Annotated in this window: 13 protein-coding genes; 5 read left to right on the forward strand and 8 right to left on the reverse strand. The window is 70.8% G+C overall.

Annotation, left to right across the window (positions count from 1 at the left end):
* Positions 1-60: 60 nt before the first annotated feature.
* Complete coding sequence (locus AL072_RS05150) at positions 61-936, reverse strand: SDR family oxidoreductase (RefSeq protein ID WP_045581241.1); 876 nt, start codon at positions 934-936, stop codon at positions 61-63.
* Positions 937-1,094: 158 nt separating this feature from the next.
* Between AL072_RS05150 and AL072_RS05155 the strand changes: the two genes are divergently transcribed.
* A complete protein-coding gene (locus tag AL072_RS05155; RefSeq protein ID WP_245636769.1) occupies positions 1,095-1,895 on the forward strand; it encodes a tetratricopeptide repeat protein in 801 nt (266 codons plus the stop codon).
* 92 nt (positions 1,896-1,987) lie between these two features.
* Here the strand turns inward: AL072_RS05155 and trxA are convergent, their stop codons facing one another.
* The 7 genes from trxA to AL072_RS05190 all read right to left on the reverse strand — a co-directional run bounded on the left by trxA (position 1,988) and on the right by AL072_RS05190 (position 11,954).
* On the reverse strand, positions 1,988-2,311 hold the full coding sequence (trxA, locus tag AL072_RS05160; protein WP_045581239.1) for a thioredoxin TrxA: 324 nt from the start codon (positions 2,309-2,311) through the stop codon (positions 1,988-1,990).
* Positions 2,312-2,467: 156 nt separating this feature from the next.
* On the reverse strand, positions 2,468-6,010 hold the full coding sequence (gene addA / locus AL072_RS05165; RefSeq protein WP_045581238.1) for a double-strand break repair helicase AddA: 3,543 nt from the start codon (positions 6,008-6,010) through the stop codon (positions 2,468-2,470).
* A gap of 2 nt (positions 6,011-6,012) precedes the next feature.
* Positions 6,013-8,976, reverse strand: a complete 2,964-nt coding sequence (gene addB, locus AL072_RS05170; RefSeq protein ID WP_045581237.1) for a double-strand break repair protein AddB — start codon at positions 8,974-8,976, stop codon at positions 6,013-6,015.
* Positions 8,977-9,168: 192 nt separating this feature from the next.
* A complete protein-coding gene (locus AL072_RS05175) occupies positions 9,169-9,924 on the reverse strand; it encodes a nucleotidyltransferase family protein (RefSeq protein WP_045581236.1) in 756 nt (251 codons plus the stop codon).
* Positions 9,925-9,926: 2 nt separating this feature from the next.
* Complete coding sequence (locus tag AL072_RS05180) at positions 9,927-10,955, reverse strand: aminoglycoside phosphotransferase family protein (protein WP_045581235.1); 1,029 nt, start codon at positions 10,953-10,955, stop codon at positions 9,927-9,929.
* Positions 10,955-11,467, reverse strand: a complete 513-nt coding sequence (gene tsaE / locus AL072_RS05185) for a tRNA (adenosine(37)-N6)-threonylcarbamoyltransferase complex ATPase subunit type 1 TsaE (RefSeq protein ID WP_082108849.1) — start codon at positions 11,465-11,467, stop codon at positions 10,955-10,957. The genes AL072_RS05180 and tsaE overlap by 1 nt, the downstream gene beginning before the upstream one ends.
* A 55-nt stretch (positions 11,468-11,522) precedes the next feature.
* Positions 11,523-11,954: a hypothetical protein gene (locus AL072_RS05190; protein WP_045581234.1), complete on the reverse strand. Its 432-nt coding sequence runs from the start codon at positions 11,952-11,954 to the stop codon at positions 11,523-11,525.
* A gap of 270 nt (positions 11,955-12,224) precedes the next feature.
* Here AL072_RS05190 and AL072_RS05195 point away from each other — a divergent pair, with 270 nt between their 5' ends.
* From AL072_RS05195 to AL072_RS05210, 4 genes are all read left to right on the forward strand, one after another.
* Positions 12,225-13,262 carry an NAD(P)/FAD-dependent oxidoreductase gene (locus tag AL072_RS05195; RefSeq protein WP_045581233.1) on the forward strand — a complete coding sequence of 346 codons (1,038 nt, stop codon included), beginning with the start codon at positions 12,225-12,227 and terminating at the stop codon, positions 13,260-13,262.
* Between the two features lie 114 nt (positions 13,263-13,376).
* A complete protein-coding gene (locus tag AL072_RS05200; RefSeq protein WP_045581232.1) occupies positions 13,377-14,876 on the forward strand; it encodes an ABC transporter substrate-binding protein in 1,500 nt (499 codons plus the stop codon).
* Between the two features lie 56 nt (positions 14,877-14,932).
* On the forward strand, positions 14,933-15,883 hold the full coding sequence (locus AL072_RS05205; protein ID WP_045581231.1) for an ABC transporter permease: 951 nt from the start codon (positions 14,933-14,935) through the stop codon (positions 15,881-15,883).
* Positions 15,880-16,707 carry an ABC transporter permease gene (locus AL072_RS05210; protein ID WP_052709936.1) on the forward strand — a complete coding sequence of 276 codons (828 nt, stop codon included), beginning with the start codon at positions 15,880-15,882 and terminating at the stop codon, positions 16,705-16,707. Before AL072_RS05205 ends, AL072_RS05210 begins: the two co-directional genes overlap by 4 nt.
* Positions 16,708-16,715: the final 8 nt, after the last annotated feature.

The raw sequence follows: 16,715 nt of genomic DNA on the forward strand, positions 1-16,715 counted from the left end.
CCGGCATATGTCTGTTATTTGCTTTGTAAGCTTAGGTTGACCATTTGCCGGACCGTTTGCCTATAGCCCCGCCGCCAGTTGCGCCTCCAGCCCGGCACGGAAGTCGGGATAGGCCAGGGTGACGCCAAGCTGCCGCTTGATGCGGTCGTTCTTTACCCGGCGGGAGTCGGCGTAGAAGCTGGCGGCCATCGGCGACAGGTCCGCCTGATCGAAGGGGACCAGCGGAGGCGGCTCCAGCCCCAGCAGGCGGCAGGCATACTCCACCACTTCGTGCGACGGGCCGGGCAGATCGTCGGCGACATTGTAGACCGCGCCCAGCGTCGGCCGGGCCATGGAGGCGCGCAGCGTCGCGGCGATGTCGGCCACATGGATGCGGCAGAAGACCTGACCCGGCTTGTCGACCCGCTTGGCGGTGCCGTCGCGGACGGAATCGATGGCGCTGCGGCCGGGACCATAGATTCCGGCCAGCCGGAACAGGTGCATCGGCACGCCATAGTGGCGGTAGAGGTTCAGCCAGCCGCGTTCGGCCTCCACCCGGCGCTTCTGGCGCTCGCCGGTCGGTCTCAGCCATGCCGCCTCGCCGACCCATTCGCCCTTGGTGTCGCCATAGACCCCGGTGGTGGACAGATAGCCGGCCCAGTCCAGCGTGCGCAGATCGGCGAGGTCACCGGCATGCTGGTCCAGCACCGGGTCGCCCTTCGCATCCGGCGGCACGCTGACCAGCAGGTGGGTGGTGCCGGCGAGCGCCGCCCCCGCGTCGGCCAGCGGCCGGCCGCGGTCGAACAGGAAGGCCTCGATTCCCCGGGCCTCCAGCTCCGCCTTCTTGGCCTCGCTGCGGCAGGTGGCGGCGACGCGCCAGCCGTCGGCACGCAGCGTATCGGCGAAGACGCCGGCGCTGTAGCCGAGGCCGAACACGAACAGGCGGGGATCGGTCATCGCGGGCGGTTCCGGTTGGTGCGGTGGTCTCGGTGAGGCCGGGAGTTGGTGCGGGTCCTGTTCCGGAGCTTGCGCGCCGCCCGGCGATGGCGGAGTGTAAAGGCACCATGACCCGACGCAATCCCTACCTTTCCGGTGCCCCGGCTTTGGGGTTTTTCGTGGCCCTGCCTCTGGCCCTGGCCTTTGCGCTGGCGCTTCCGTCTGTGGCCGCCGCCGGCCCGCCGTCCGGGCTGGACCGCAACCGCGAGCTTCAGGCCTGCGTCGCCAAGGCGGAGGCGAATCCCGACGGCGCCATGGCCGACGCCAAGCGCTGGCAGGAGCAGGGCGGTGGCGATTTCGCGAAACTCTGCCAGGGGCTGGCGCTGTTCCATGCCGGCGATTTCAAGGCGGCCGGTACTCAGATCGAGGCGCTGGTGCCGACGCTCGGCAAGGACGATCCCAAGGCGGCGGCCTCCCTGCTCGGCCGGGCCGGCTGGGCATGGCTGCGGGCCGGCGACCAGGGGCGGGCGGAACGGTTGTACAGCGCGGCGCTGAACAAGACGCCGGGCGACACCGACCTGCTGATTGACCGCGCCTTCGCCCGTGCCGAAGGCGAACGGTTCTGGGACGCCATCGCCGATCTCGATGCGGCGCTCGCCCGCGACCCGCGGCGGGCCGACGCCTATCTCTACCGGGCATCGGCCAACAAGGCATTGTCGAACCACCGGCAGGCGCTGGCCGACATCGACCGGGCGCTGGAGCTGAAGCCCGGCGATCCGGAGGCGATCCTGCTGCGCGGCAACGTCAAGGCGCTGGGCGGCAACCTGCCAGCCGCGCGCGACGACTGGGCGCTGGCCCGCCGCGTCGCTCCCGACAGCGAATGGGGCCGTGCCGCCGCCGACAACCTCGCCCGCACCGCGGAGATCGCAGCCGGTGCAGGTAAGGATGCGGTGAAGGAGAAGGCGAAGAAGGTGCAGTGAGGGGGGGCGCCGGCGTTGGACCCCAACGAAAAAGCCCCGCCGCGGTGAGCGTGGCAGGGCTTTTCCTTACCTGGACCGGTGAGGGTGGCGGCTTACAGCGCCGAGTCGACCCACTGGAACAGCGCACCCTTCGGCAGGGCGCCGATCTTGGTGGCGGCGACGCTGCCGTCCTTGAACAGCATCAGGGTCGGGATGCCGCGCACGCCGTACTTGCCGGGGGTGTCCGGGTTCTCGTCGATGTTCAGCTTGGCGACGGTGACCTTACCCTCATACTCGCCGGCCAGCTCGTCGAGCGCCGGGGCGATCATCTTGCAGGGGCCGCACCATTCCGCCCAGAAATCGACCAGGACCGGGCCGCTGGCCTTCAGGACGTCCTGCTCGAAGCTGTCGTCGGTAACCTTGATGGTGGTGCTCATGTGACCTCTTGCCTGGATTAGGAAGCGCCGCGGACCGGTTGTGGAGGGCCGGCGGGCATCGCCCCGTCAGTGGAATTGAGCAAAATGTAGGGCGGAGGTACACGGCCGGTCAAGTCACCCCATCTTTCGGGTCACGTCCCGCCCGCCGCCCGTCCGTCATCCCGCCCGCGGCGCCAGCCCGGCCGCCGCCGCGTCGAGCAGGGAAGGCGGCAGTTCCATGGTGAAGGGACCGTCGGTCCACAGCAGCACGCAACGCACCCGGCGGCCGGGGTAAACGGCGCGCAGCGCCTCGCGGTAGGCCGCCATCTGACGGCGGTAAACCATTGGAACGTCTTCCAGATCCCGAGGAGGCGGCCGGTTGGTCTTGTAGTCGGCGATCCACACCGTGTCCCCGGCCAGCGCCAGCCGGTCGATGCGCCCGGCCAGCGCCCGGCTGCCGTCGCCCAGCGCCACCACGCCGACCAGCGGCACCTCCGCCCGCGAGTCCGGGCCGAACAGATGCGCGAACTCCGCATGGCTCAGCACCGCCAGCGTCTCGCGCGCGATGGCGTCCTGCTGTTCGGCGGTCAACTGGTGCGCCGGCCGGGCGAGGAAGCGGCGGCAGGCGGCCTCCCGCGCCGCCTCGGCCAGAGTGGGCAGGGTCTGCAGCAGCCGGTGAACCAGCAGACCGCGGCGGAAGCGCTGGCCGTCGTCGGCACCGAGCGGGGAGCGCGCCGCCGGCTCCTCGCCATCGGGGCGCGACGGGGTGAGGGGGCGCGACGGTTCCGGCTCGACCGGCGCCGGCTCGGCGATCCAGGGCGGTGGCGGGGCCGCGGTGATGCTGTCCTCGCTCTCGACATGGCGCGGCACCGCGGCGGTCTGGGCGCCGACCAGCCGCCAGCCCTCGCCGGCCCAGCCGTCGGGGCACAAGCCGGTGAAGTCGAAGGGATGCGGCACGCCGTTCCCGCGCATCGCCTCCTCGACCAGCCGGTACCAGCAGTCGTCGGACGGCTCGCGCTTGCCCTGGTGGCCGCAGATGTAGAGCCGGTCCTCGGCCCGCGTCAGTGCGACATAGAGCAGCCGGCGGTATTCCTGGTCGCGCCGCCGGTTGGCCCGTGCCCGCGCCTCGGCGCTCAGCGCGTCCTCCTGGCTGCGCCGTGCGGCGAACAGCGGCACCGGGCAGGACTCGTCCGGCCACAGGATCGGCGGGCTCTGGGTCGGGCTGCCCAGCGTGTCGGGCAGGAAGACGATCGGCGCCTGCAACCCCTTGGACCCGTGGACGGTCATGATCCGCACGGTGCCGCCGCCCTGTTCCAGCTCGCGCTTGATCTCCGCGTCGCTGGCCGCCAGCCAGGCGAGGAAATTCTGCAGCGACGGCGGTTCCGTCTTCTCGAAGGCGAGGCAGACGGCCAGGAATTCCTCCAGCGGATCCTGCGCGTCGGGGCCGAGCCGCTTCAGGATCGCCCGGCGTCCCGAGCGGGTGTCGGCCGGGCAGGGCCGGTTCAGCAGGCCGGCGAACAGCTCATAGGGTGCCGAGAAGTCGGTGCGTGCCAGCAGGTCGCCCAGATAGCGCCGGGCCGGGCGGAAATCCGGCTCGGTCTCCGCCAGCGCCACCAACGCGCGCCACAGCGTGCCGCGCCGGCCATGGGCGACGCGGAACAGCTCCTCCTCGGTCAAGCCGATCAGCGGTCCCTTCAGCACGGTGGCCAATGTCAGGTCGTCGTCTGGCAGCAGCAGGAAGTCGGCCAGCGCCACCAGATCCATGACGGCGAGCTGTTCGGTCAGCACCATGCGGTCGACTCCGGCCACCGGCACGCCGCGGTCCTTCAGCGCGCGGACCAGTTCGGTGACGAAGGCGGTGCGGCGGCGGACCAGCACCATGACGTCGCCGGGCTGAACCGGCCGGCCCTTGGCCTCCAGCCTTTCCCCGCTGTCGATCCAGCGATGCACCGTCGCCGCGATGACCGAGGCGAGGCGGGCCGACGGCGAATCGGTGGCTTCGCGGGCCACCGGAGGCGCCCAGGCCGTCGTCTCCACCACCTCCGCCGGCTTCACCGGCGGCCACAGCTCGACCAGGCCGGCCTGTCCGCGGCGGAAGGCGCGGTGGCGGATGACCGGGCTGGCGTCGGACGCCACGCCGTCGCGGGCGCGGTCGATGGCGAACACGGCGTCCACCGTCTCCAGAACCGCGGATGTCGAGCGGAAGGAGATGTCGAGATCCACCCCCGACCACAGCCGTTCCGCCGTTTCAGCCTTGTCCTGGAAATGGCAACGCATGCGAGCGAATTCCGCCGGATCGGCGCGCTGGAAGCTGAAGATCGACTGTTTCTCGTCGCCCACCGCGAAGACGGTGCGGATCTTGCCGTCGGGGGCCGCCGCCTCCAGCTCGGCGAAGAACTCACCGGCGAGCGCGGCGACGATGGCCCACTGGTCGGGGTTGGTGTCCTGCGCCTCGTCGATCAGGATATGGTCCAGGCCGCCGTCCAGCTTGTAGAGCACCCAGGGCACCCGCGCCGCCGTGCCGTCCTTGCCGCCCAGCAGCCGGTTGGCCGCCAGGATCAGGTCGTCGTAATCCAGCAGCGCGCGCGCCGCCTTGCGCTCGCGGTAGGCCTCCAGCATCGCCTGCGCCAGCGTCAGCAGCGCGGTGGTGGAGGCGGCGACCCCGGCGGCCTTCACCCGCTCCGCTATCTCGACCAGCCGCTCCGCCTCCTTCTGCAGGGCGGCCAGCGCCTGGGGACAGGCGGTTGCCGGCTTCTTGGTGATCAGCGTCTTGCGCGGGCTGCCCTCGGCGGTCAGGAACAGGCGCTTGTAGGCCTCGAAGGCGCGAACCCGGCGGTCGGCGGCGTCCAGCCACTGCTGGATGGCGATGCCGCGCTCCTGGTCGCCGGCGCTGCCGCCGGACAGCGCCCGGCAGGCCTCGCGCAGGGCCGGCGGGTCGCAGCGGTCGTCGTGGCAGGCATGGGCGAGGATCGACTCCTCGGTGACGCCGGGCGGCACGTTGAGGGTGTCGTGGATGGCGTCGACCAGCCCGTCCAGGCCGCCATGGGACTCGAGCAGCTTCTCGATCTGCCCGCGCTGGCCGGCCAGTTCGGCCAGCAGGCCGGCGAAATCCTCGGCGTTCAGGTCGGCGGTCAGCCGAGCCATGGCGCGGCCGAGCGGGCGGTCCGGCTCGGTCCGGCCGGCGTGGAGCACGGCGTCGCGCGCCTCGGTCAGCAGCCCGTCGGCGGTGCGGTCGTCCATCACGTCGAAATGCGGCGCCAGTTCGGCTTCCAGCGGGAAGCGGCGCAGCAGCGACTGGCAGAAGGCGTGGATGGTCTGGATCTTCATGCCGCCGGGGCAGTCGACCACCTGGGCGAACAGCCGCCTTGCATTCAGCCGCGCCTCGACCGACGGCCGTTCGCCGCACAGGTCGGCCAGCCTGTCCTCCAGCCCGTCGTCGGGCAGGGTCGCCCACAGGCCCAGCGTGCGGTTGATGCGGATCGCCATCTCCGCGGCGGCCGCCTTGGTGAAGGTCAGGCACAGGATGCGCGCCGGCGGCGTCCCGGCCAGCATCAGCCGCAGCACCCGGTCGGTCAGCACCTTGGTCTTGCCCGAGCCGGCCGACGCCCCCACCCACACCGAGGCGGTCGGATCGGACGCCTGCCGCTGTGCCACGTTGGGGTCGGGCGGCAGGGTGCGGGCGAGCAGGTCGGTCGCGCTATTGCCGAGAGTGTCGGTCATGCTCAGCCTTCTCCCTCCCCACCGCCGGCCGACCATTCCTGGACGCGGGCGAGATGGGCGTAGTCGGTGTAGCGCGGCGCCATCGCCGGGCGCGGGCGGGAGCGGTAGGGGGTGTCGGGGTCGTCGAAGCGGGCGATCAGCGCCTCCAGCCCGGCCTTCGCCTCCTCGGCCAGCGCGGCGGGATCGCCCTTGACCGGCTTTTCCTCGCCGGCCGGGTCGCCGCCGGACAGGCGCCAGAAGGTCAGCTCGGCCACCGGAGCGGCATCGATGCCGCTGAAACGGCCGGCGGTGGCGATGGCGGCCTCCAGTGGCAACTGCGGGGCGAAGCCGAGCTCGATCTCGCGCGTGCCGGGCGGGGTGCCGGTCTTGTAGTCGATGACGACCAGCCCGTCGGGGCCGCGGTCGATGCGGTCGGCCTTGGCGGTCAGGGTGAAGGGGCCGCCGGGGCCGGACAACTCCAGCCGGCCCGGCACCTCGGTCGCCAGCGGGCGGAGGCGGGGACGGCGCTCGCGCTCCAGATCGACGAACCAGGCGGCGACCCGCTCGAAGCGCGGCCACCAGAAGGCCCAGACGTCGGGATGGCTGCGCAGCAGCGGGCCGAAACGGTCCCGTCCCAGCGCGATCAGCCGGTCCAGCGCATCATGGGGCAGCGGGCCCGGATGCTCGCGGACGAAGGCGTCGAGCGTGTCGTGGATGATCTGGCCGCGGTCGGACGCGCCGGGATCGGCGGCGATCGGGTCAAGCGCGCGCAGCCGCAGGGCGTGGCGGGCATAGATGGCGTAGGGGTCGCGCATCCAGGTCTCGATCTCCGTCACCGACAGCTTGCGCGGGCGGGCGGACAGCGGCGGGCGCGGTTCGGGGGCGCCGACCGGCTGCACCCGGTCCGGCTCGTCCAGCCCGCGCGCCCAGGCGAGCCAGCCGGCCCCGCGCTCCTCCACCACGCCGTCCATGTCCAGCGCCTTCAGCACGGTTTCCAGCCGCAGCAGCCAGCGCGACGGCACGGTCGGCGTGCCCTCCACCCGTGCGGCGCGGGTCAGCACCACCTCCGGTGCGCCGCAGGCATGGGCGAAGTCGTGGGCCGACATGCCGACCAGCCGTTCCGGGCTGGGCAGGCCGAAATCGCGCCGCATCGGCCGCGACATCCAGGGATCGGCGGATGCTGCCGGCGGCCATGTCCCCTCGTTCAGCCCGCCCAGGATGGTCAGGTCGAGATGCTGGAGCCGCGCTTCCATCGGCCCCAGGATGAACAGGCGCGGGTGCAGGCCATAGCGGGGACGCACCGCCCGTGCGCTCATCAGCGCGTCCAGCAGCGCCGGGTAATCCTTGGCCGGGATCGCCGGGAAGCCCTCGGCCGCCTCCAGCAGATCCGCCAGGAAGCGCGCCGCCTCCTCGCCGTCGTCCTGGCGCCAGAGGCGGTCCTTGCCCTCCTGCTCATGGTCGGCGGCCAGCGCCTCGCAGAAGGCGACATGGGCGCGCAGCAGGTCGGCCAGCGGAGTCTCGCCATTCAACGCCTCCAGGAAGGGGGCGGCGCGCCGGCCGATGTCGATCAGCCACTCCCGCAGGAAGCCCTGCTGGTCCTCATGGTCGAAGCGGTCGGCCTGCTCCAGCGCGGCCAGCACGCCATCGAAGCCCTCCGCCGGGCGGGGGCCGCGCAGCACCACCCGTTCCAGCGCGCGGACGGCGGCGCGGAAATCCCCCGAGTCGCGGCCTCCAGCGGCCATCGGATGCTTGGCGAGAGCCAGCAGGGCCAGCGGATGGACGCGGCTCGCCGCCAGCTCCGCCGTCAGCCGGAGATAGGTGCCGACCGCGGTGTGGGCGAGCGGCTGGCCGCCCGAGTCGTTGACCAGGATCCCCCAGCGTGCCAGCGCCATGGCGACCCGGCGGCCGAGGTTGCGGTCGGGGGTGATCAGGGCCGCGGTGCGGGTCGGGGTTTCCAGCGCATGGCGCATCAGCAGGGCGATGACCTGCGCCTCTTCCTCCGACGTGGCGGCGTCGATGCGGGTCAGGCCGGTCAGCGCCGACGCGTCCAGCCCCGACAGCTCGCGCCAGCCCTCGGTCGTCGCCGCGGGCCGCATCGCTTCGGCGATCAGGCGGGCACGGGCGCCGCGCGGCTCCGCCACGTCGGTCCAGGCCCGCACCTCGTCCCGCTCGACGCCGAGATGCCGGATCAACTGCGACAGGCCGTGCTGCGGGTGGGATTCGTCCTGTTCGATCGCCTGCCAGATGGTGTCGTCGGCGTCCTGGTCGAGGCCGGGCAGCACCATCGCCCCCTGCGGCAGCCGGGCGATGACCGACAGCAGGTCCGACGCCGCGACGATGGAACCGGTGGAGCCGGCGGCGATCACCATCCCCGGCGGCGGGGCGGCCTGCCAGAGTGCGGCCTGCGTCTCCAGCGCCAGGTTTCGGCGTTGGGCCGGGTCGGTCTCGCCGCTCGACTCGAGTATGGCGGGCCAGACCTCGGTGACAATGTTGAGAAACTCCAGGGTTTTCTTCCAGTGCTCCGCGTAATCATCGGGAACAAGGGTGTGGAGCCGCTCGAAACCAACACGTTCCGTCCACACGGCATCGATCAACCGACCCAAGTCGGCTCCAAGGCGTACCGCCTGAGCTGTCGTTGCCGATAACGTGCTGGCCAAGACCAGCCGCGCCAGCGTCATCTGCCGGCTTAGCGGGGAGATTGCTTCGGGCAGGTCGAGCGGGAGGTCCGGCAGTTCCTCCTCGGTCAGGCTTAGGTCGCCGGCGTCCAACTCGCCCAGCGGTGCCATCCGCGGCAGCAGCGTCGGCTGTCCGCCGGAGCGGCGCAGGAAGGCCTGTTGCAGCGACCGGCAGGCGCGCCGGGTCGGCAGCAGCACCGTCACCCCGGCCAGCGCCATCGGGTCGCCGCCGACCCGCTCCATGATCCCCGCCGCCAGCATGTCGACGAAGGGCGCACCGGAGGGGATGCTGTAGACTTTGGGGTGGGTCATGGACTGTCCGGATTGGTGCTTGTTGGTGCGGGCGCCGATTGCCCCCTCCTTAACCCTCCCCCGCTTTTGGCGGTGGAGGGAACTGCCGCCACTTCGCAGAAGGCACCCTCTCCCGCACAGCGGGGGAGGGTCGGGGAGGGGGCAATCATCGGCAACGCACCCGATGGACTGGATGATACCTGAACGCCGCCCTCAATGGGCAACCGCGCGCACGCCGCCGATGGCCAGCAGATCCTCGGCCTCCCGCAGCCCACCGGGGGTGCCGACATGGAACCACAGCCCGTCATGGGCGAGGCCGAAGAGCCTGCCTGCCTGCTGCGCCCGGTCCCAGATGCGGTTGGTGGAGAAGGCGCCGTCGGGGGTGTCCGCTGCGAACAGCTCCGGCTTCACGATCTGGACGCCGGCATAGACGAAGGGGGCCAGTTCGAGTTCGCCGCGGCGGGTCAGCCGGCCCAGCGGGTCCATGTGATAGTCGCCGGGCCCGTCATAGCCGACCGACTTGGTCGTCGCCATCATCAGCAGCAGCGCGTCCATCTCCGCCGGGTTCCAATAGGCGGCGAGGCGGCGCAATGCCGGGATCGGTCCGTCGAGCCAGAAGATGTCCGCGTTGACGGTATAGACCGGCGCGGCGCCCAGCAGGGGCAGCGCCTTCTTCACCCCGCCGCCGGTCTCCAGCAGCGTCTCTTCCGGCGAGAGGGCGATGGCCGGCCAGCTTGGATTCTCCGCCGCCCGGCTTTTCAGGTGATCGCCGATCATAGCGCCGAGATAGTGGCTGTTGACCACCGCCTTGGCCACGCCGGCCGCGGCCAGCCGGTCGAGCGCATGGTCCAGCATCGGCCGGCCGAGCACCGGGATCAGCGGTTTCGGCCGGTGGTCGGTCAGCGGCCGCATGCGCAGGCCCTTGCCGGCGGCAAGCACCATCGCGGTATCGGGAACGGTCAAGGTCATGTTCACGGCGTCTCCGGAACGGCCAGGGCGGCACGGGAATCGGATGGCAGGTGGCGGTCGAACCAGGCGGCGACCGGGCCAAGCTCCGGCTTCGCCAGCTGCGTTTCCAGCAGGCGCCACACCCGTGGCAGATGGACAAGATAGGAGCGGCGGCCCTGGCTTACCGCCAGACGGACGAAGATGGCGACGATCCGGGTATGGCGCGCCGCGCCCAGCACAGCCATGGCGCGGCGGAAGGCGGCGGCATCGGTGGCAGGAAAGGCGTCGAGATAGCGTGCGACCATCGCCTCCGCCAGATCGGGCGCCACGTCGCGCCGCGCATCCTCGAGCAGGGAGACGAGGTCGTAGGCCTGCGGCCCCCAACCGGCGCTTTGGAAATCGATCAACCCGGCAGCACTCACCCCAGGCCGAGGCAGCCGCATCACATTGTCGACATGGTAGTCGCGCAGCAGCAGCGACGGCGTCCCGGCGCAGGCCGGCTCCAGAACCGCGCGCCAAGCTGTTTCGAATTCGGAACGTTCCTTGTCGCTTGCGGGGCGGCCGAGCGCAACCGGGACATACGCATCGATGAACAGCCCGGTCTGCGCCAGGAACAGGGCGGGGTCATAGACCGGCAGGGCGAGCCGTTCCGCGACGTCGACGGGCCAGTCGCGATGGATCGCGATCAGCGCATCGGTCGCCAGTTCGTAGAGCGGCCACGGGTCGGCACCGTCCGCCAGCAGGCGGGTAAAGGTTTCGCTTCCGAAATCATCCTGGATTGCCAATCCTCGTTCCACATCCGATGCGAGGATGGTGGGAACCGACAGACCGATGGCGGCCAACTCGCTGCCGATGGCGATGAAGGGGACGAGATCCTCGGCGGGAACCGGCGTGTCGACCAGGATCAGCGTGCCGCCGTCCGGCTTGTGGATGCGCTCGTAGCGGCGGGCCGACGCATCGCCGGCCAGCGGCTCCCGCATCGCGGCGGACAGGCCGTGGGCGGCAAGGAAGGCGGCGATTTCCGCCTCCCGCTTTGACAGGGCCACAGGCATCACGGCGTCCAGTCGGCGGCGGCGATCCGCGCGGCAAGCGCGCCATGGCCGGTCAGCGTGGCGCGTCGGGCATCCGGGCCGATATCGGGGCCGGCATGCTCCAGCATCACCTCGACCCGGTCGGGCGGCAGCAGCGGCCCCAGCCGGTCCGGCCACTCCACCAGCGCGACGGCTTCGGCCCGCGCATCGTCCCAGCCCAGTTCATGGACCTCGTCCGGACCGGACAGGCGGTAGAGGTCGAAATGCCAGACCGGGCCGATGGCAGTGTCGTAGGTCTGCACCAGCGTGAAGGTGGGCGACGGCACCTCGGCATCCTCATGGGTGACGCCGCAGATCAGCGCCCGCGACAGCGCGGTCTTGCCGGCGCCGAGGTCGCCACGCAGGGCCACGAGGTCGCGGGGGCGCAGGATGGCGGCCAGCCGGCGGGCCAGCGCCGCGGTGGCGGCCTCGTCGGAAAGCGGGATGACGACGACGTGGGGGGCATGGGGGCCATGGGGGGACGTGTCCGGCATGGCGCGGATACTGTGCGAAGCCGCCGCCCGCCTGCAAGCCGGAAAGAAGGATGGGTTACCGGCCGATCCGCCGTTTGGGCGACAGCCGGTCGGCTGCGGGTCCGGCCGGTCCCTCAGCCGACCCCGCGGCCATTACCAGCCGGGGCGCCTTGTTGAAGTTCATGGTGATCATGAGCGTCAACGCGCCGTTGATCAGGTGCAGCATCTTGTCGGACGCCACCGGCAGGGGAATGCGCCGGCCCATGCAATAGCCGACCAGCGCGGCCGTCACCTCGGTGTCGGACAGCGCCAGTTCGGTCACGGTGCCGTCGTCGCCGGTGACGGTCAGACGGGTCTCGATGCCCTCCTGCTCGCGCCCTTCGGGCTTGTGGTAGAGGACACCGGACACGGTGCCGACCGGCAAGGGATCCTTCACCCGGCGGCGGCGGTCCAGCACGGCCCGGATGACTTCCTGGTCGGTGAAGACCAGACACCGCAATTCCTTCATTCCGGACCTCCACCCGACCGGCTCCCAGGCTGGGGAACCCTGTCACTGTCCGCCTTGCCGGGGCGGGCTGCAATCAACAAATTTAAGCGAATTTGCCCAAAATCCTACGAATGCCCGCCGCCCTCTCATGCCGAGACATGCGGGACGCGCGACACGGGGCCGCTTTCCCCTTGCTGGGGGTTGACCCGGCCGGGAAATGCGGACAATGGAAGGTCCATCCATCCGCCTTCGAGTCTCAACTGCCCACCCGTCCCCAAGGAACAGGCTTTCATGTCGCAGACCGCTTCCAGCACCGATGTCCTCACCACCGACGTCGTCATCGTCGGCGCCGGTCCTGTCGGACTGTTCGCCGTGTTCGAATGCGGCATGCTGAAGATGCGCTGCCATGTGGTGGACGCGCTGGACATGGTCGGCGGCCAATGCACGGCGCTCTACCCGGAAAAGCCGATCTACGACATCCCAGCCCATCCCTCCATCGAGGCTGCCGACCTGATCGACCGGCTGGCCGAACAGGCGGCTCCCTTCGCGCCGACCTATCATCTGGGCCAGCAGGTGGAAAAGCTGACCCGCCAGGATGATGGACGCTGGCTGGTGGAAACCAGCATCGGCACGAAGATCGACGCCCAGGCGGTGATCATCGCCGCCGGCAGCGGCGCCTTCGGCCCCAACCGTCCGCCGCTCGACGGGCTGGAGGCGTATGAGGGCAAGTCGGTCTTCTACATGGTGCGCCGCCGCCAGGACTTCGCCGGCAAGAAAGTGGTGATCGCCGGCGGCGGCGACAGCGCGGTCGATTGGGCGCTGTCGCTGGCCGACGTGGCCGAGCGGGTCTATGTCGTCCACCGCCGTCCGAAGTTCCGTGCCGCGCCGGAAAGCGTCGCCCGCATGGACGCGCTGGTCCGTGACGGCAGGATCGACATGGTGGTGCCCTACCAGCTGTCCGGCCTGGACGGCGAGAACGGGCAGCTGACCGCGGTCCGCGTCGCCACGCTCGACGGCGAGGAGAAGGCGCTGCCGGCCGACGCGATGCTGGCCTTCTTCGGCCTGTCGATGAATCTCGGACCCATCGCCGACTGGGGCCTCGATCTGGAGCGCAGCCACATCGCCGTGGCCCAGCCCGGCTGCGCCACCAACGTGCCGGGGATCTTCGCCATCGGCGACATCGCCACATATCCGGGTAAGCTGAAGCTGATCCTCTGCGGCTTCGCCGAGGCGGCCCAGGCCGCCCACGCCATCCGCTCGCTGGTCTATCCGGGCGAGGCGCTGCATTTCGAATATTCCACCTCGAAGGGCGTGCCGGGCGCCGCCTGATCCGCTGCGGCCCATCGGAATGCCAGTGGGCCGTGCTTGCGCTCTCCCGCGCCGCACCGCATCATCGCGGCAAAGAGACCGTCGGCAACGACGAGACGGGGGAGTTTTGCCATCATGTCCATCGCCAAGCAGGGCTTCACCCTGGCGGCTTTCGCAGCATTGGCATTGGCCGCCGAATTGGCCGCCGGTCCGGCCACGGCCCAGCCGCGCACCGACCTCGTGGTCGGCATGGCGCTGGAGCCGCCGCATCTGGACCCCACTGCCGGGGCGGCCGGCGCCATCAAGGAAGTCACCTACGCCAACCTGTTCGAGCCTTTGCTGCGGGTCGATGCCGACGGCAGGCTGGTTCCCGGCCTGGCGGAACGCTGGTCCGTGTCGGAAGACGGGCTGACCTACCGCTTCAGCCTGCGGCCCGGCGCGAAGTTCCATGACGGCAGCGCCGCCGATTCGGCCGACGTGAAGTTCACGCTGGACCGGGCCCGCGCGGCGTCGTCGGTCAACGCCCAGAAGGCCTATTTCACCCCGATCGCCTCCGTGGAGACCCCCGACCCCAAGACGGCGGTGGTCACGCTGTCGCGGCCCGACGGCCTCTTCCTGTTCCATATGGCCAGCGGCGACGCCGCCATCGTCGCCCCGGAGACGGCGGCGACCAACAAGCAGAAGCCGGTTGGCACCGGCCCCTTCAAGTTCGAGCGTTGGGTTGCCGGCGACCGGGTGGTGCTGGTCCGCAACCCGGACTATGACGGCGTGAAGCCGAAGCTGGACCGGGTGTCCTTCCGCTTCATCAGCGATCCCGCCGCCCAGGTCGCAGCCCTGAAGGCCGGCGACGTCGATGCCTTCACCCTGTTCAGCACCTACGAGGCGCTGGCCGAGTTCCGCAGCGACCCGAAATTCACCGTCATGGTCGGCTCGACCGAGGGCGAGACGGTGCTGTCCACCAACAACGCCCGCAAGCCCTTCGACGATGTCCGCGTCCGCCGGGCCATGGCCCATGCCATCGACCGCAAGACACTGATCGAGGGCGTGCTGTACGGCAACGGCGCCGCCATCGGCAGCCATTTCCCGCCGCACCGCGAAGGCTATGTCGACCTGACCGGGCTCTATCCCTACGATCCGGCAAAGGCGAAGGCGCTGCTGGTCGAGGCCGGCTATCCCGACGGTTTCGACACGACGCTGCGCCTGCCGCCGCCGCCCTATGCCCGGCGAGGCGGCGAACTGGTCGCCGCCATGCTGGCCGAAGTCGGCATCCGCGCGAAGATCGAGCCGATGGAATGGGCCTCCTGGCTGGAGAAGGTGTTCAAGGGCAAGGATTACGACCTGTCGATGATCGCCCACACCGAACCGCTGGACATCGACATCTATGCCCGCCCCGACTACTACTTCAATTACCGGAGCGACCGCTTCAACGCCCTGAACGACGAGCTGAACCGCACCCAGGATGCCGCGAAGCGCAATGCGCTGTATGGCGAGGAGCAGAGGATCCTGGCGGAGGATGCGGTCAACGGCTTCCTCTTCATGCTGCCGTCGGTGACGGTGCAGAAGGCGTCGCTGACCGGCCTTTGGGTGAACCGCCCGGTCCAGGCCAACGACGTCACCGCCGCCGCCTGGAAGTGAGGGCGGGCCGGTGAGGCTGGATCAATGATGATGTCGGGCAAGTAAGGATCGCCCCGGTGCTCGCCTTCCTGCTGCGACGGCTGTTCAGCCTGATCGTCACCGTCTGGCTCGCCACCGTCGCGGTCTTCGCGGTGCTGCAACTGGTGCCGGGCGACCCGGCATTGCTGATGCTGGGCGTCAACGCGCAGCCGGACACGCTGGCGGCGCTGCGTTCCCAGATGGGGCTCGACCAGCCGGTTCCGGTCCGCTACCTGCACTGGGTCGGCGGGCTGGCCCGCGGCGACCTCGGCGTTAGCCTGACCTATGCACGCCCGGTCGCCGAGCTGGTGGCGGAGCGGCTGGCGGTCACCCTGCCGCTGGCCCTGCTGGCGCTGGCGCTCAGCACGCTGGCCGCCCTGCCGCTCGGCCTGCTGGCCGCGGCGCGGCGGGGCAGGGGCGGCGACTGGGCGGTGCTGGGCTTCGCGCAGTTCGGCGTGTCGATGCCCAGCTTCTGGATCGCGATCCTGCTGATCCTGCTGTTCTCCCTGACGCTGCACTGGTTTCCGGCCGGAGGCTTTCCCGGCTGGGATGGCGGCATCGGTCCGGCGCTGCATGCGCTGGTCCTGCCCGCGCTGGCGCTGGCCGTGCCGGAGGCCGCCATCCTCGCCCGCGTCACCCGTACCGCCGTGCTCGACACGCTGGGCGAGGACCATGTCCGCACCGCCCGCGCCAAGGGGGTGGGCCGGGTCGCCGTGCTCCTGCGCCACGCCCTGCCCAACGCCCTGATCCCGGTGGCGACGGTGCTGGGGTTGCAGATCTCCTTCCTGGTCGCCGGTGCGGTGGTGGTGGAGAATGTCTTCACCCTGCCGGGGCTGGGACGCCTGCTCTACCAGGCCATCGGCCAGCGCGACCTGATCGTCGTGCAGGGGGTGGTCGTGCTGCTGGCGCTGTTCGTGGTGGTGGTGAACGCCCTGGTGGACATCGCCTGCGCGCTTGCCGATCCGCGGCCGAAGGGAGGGGCGTCGTGAGGGCGCGGCTTCCCCTCTCCCTGCGCCTTGGCGCCGTGCTGACCGCGCTGCTGGTGGCGCTGGCGCTGCTGTCGCTGCTGTGGACCCCCTATCCGGCCGAACAGATCCGCGTGCTCGCCCGGCTGAAGCCGCCGAGCGCCGCGCACTGGCTCGGAACCGACCATTTTGGGCGGGACGTGCTGTCGATGATCATGGTCGGAGCCCGCAATTCGCTGGCGGTGGGAGCGGCTGCGGTAGGGCTCGGGCTGCTCGGCGGGGTGCCGCTCGGGCTGCTGGCCGCCGCGCTGGGGCGCTGGGGGGACGAGGTGGTGGCGCGGCTTGGCGATCTGGTCTTCGCCTTTCCCGCCGTGCTGTCGGCGATCCTGCTGACCGCGGTGCTCGGCGCCGGGGCGGTCAACGTCGTGCTGGCCTTGGCGCTGTTCAACGCCGCGGTGTTGGCGCGTGTCACCCGCGGAGCGGCGCTGGCGGTGTGGCGGCGGCCCTTCGTCGGCGCCGCGCTGGCGCTGGGTCGCGGGCCGCTGTCGGTGACGCTGGTGCATGTGCTGCCCAACATCGCCGGCATCGTCGTGGTGCAGGCCACCGTCCTGTTCGCCGTCGCCATCGTCAACGAGGCGGCGCTGAGCTATCTCGGGCTCGGCATCCAGCCGCCGAGCCCGAGCTGGGGCAAGATGCTGGGCGATGCGCAGACCCACCTGTTCACCGCCCCCCTGCAGGCGGTCTTCCCCGGCGTGGCGATCGCGCTCGGCGTGATGGGGCTGACGATGCTGGGGGATGGCTTGCGCGACTGGCTCGACCCGCGGCACCGGTCGTCCGGACTGTTGTAGAGGGGGTG

The organism is Azospirillum thiophilum, from assembly GCF_001305595.1.
Taxonomy (GTDB): Bacteria; Pseudomonadota; Alphaproteobacteria; order Azospirillales; family Azospirillaceae; genus Azospirillum; species Azospirillum thiophilum.

Bases quoted from the DNA above. Each gene is read 5' to 3' on its own strand.
- AL072_RS05150 (WP_045581241.1), bottom strand. From the start codon at position 936: ATGACCGATCCCCGCCTGTTCGTGTTCGGCCTCGGCTACAGCGCCGGC.
- trxA (WP_045581239.1), bottom strand. From the start codon at position 2,311: ATGAGCACCACCATCAAGGTTACCGACGACAGCTTCGAGCAGGACGTC.
- addA (WP_045581238.1), bottom strand. From the start codon at position 6,010: ATGACCGACACTCTCGGCAATAGCGCGACCGACCTGCTCGCCCGCACC.
- addB (WP_045581237.1), bottom strand. From the start codon at position 8,976: ATGACCCACCCCAAAGTCTACAGCATCCCCTCCGGTGCGCCCTTCGTC.
- AL072_RS05175 (WP_045581236.1), bottom strand. From the start codon at position 9,924: ATGACCTTGACCGTTCCCGATACCGCGATGGTGCTTGCCGCCGGCAAG.
- AL072_RS05180 (WP_045581235.1), bottom strand. From the start codon at position 10,955: ATGCCTGTGGCCCTGTCAAAGCGGGAGGCGGAAATCGCCGCCTTCCTT.
- tsaE (WP_082108849.1), bottom strand. From the start codon at position 11,467: ATGCCGGACACGTCCCCCCATGGCCCCCATGCCCCCCACGTCGTCGTC.
- AL072_RS05190 (WP_045581234.1), bottom strand. From the start codon at position 11,954: ATGAAGGAATTGCGGTGTCTGGTCTTCACCGACCAGGAAGTCATCCGG.
- AL072_RS05195 (WP_045581233.1), top strand. From the start codon at position 12,225: ATGTCGCAGACCGCTTCCAGCACCGATGTCCTCACCACCGACGTCGTC.
- AL072_RS05200 (WP_045581232.1), top strand. From the start codon at position 13,377: ATGTCCATCGCCAAGCAGGGCTTCACCCTGGCGGCTTTCGCAGCATTG.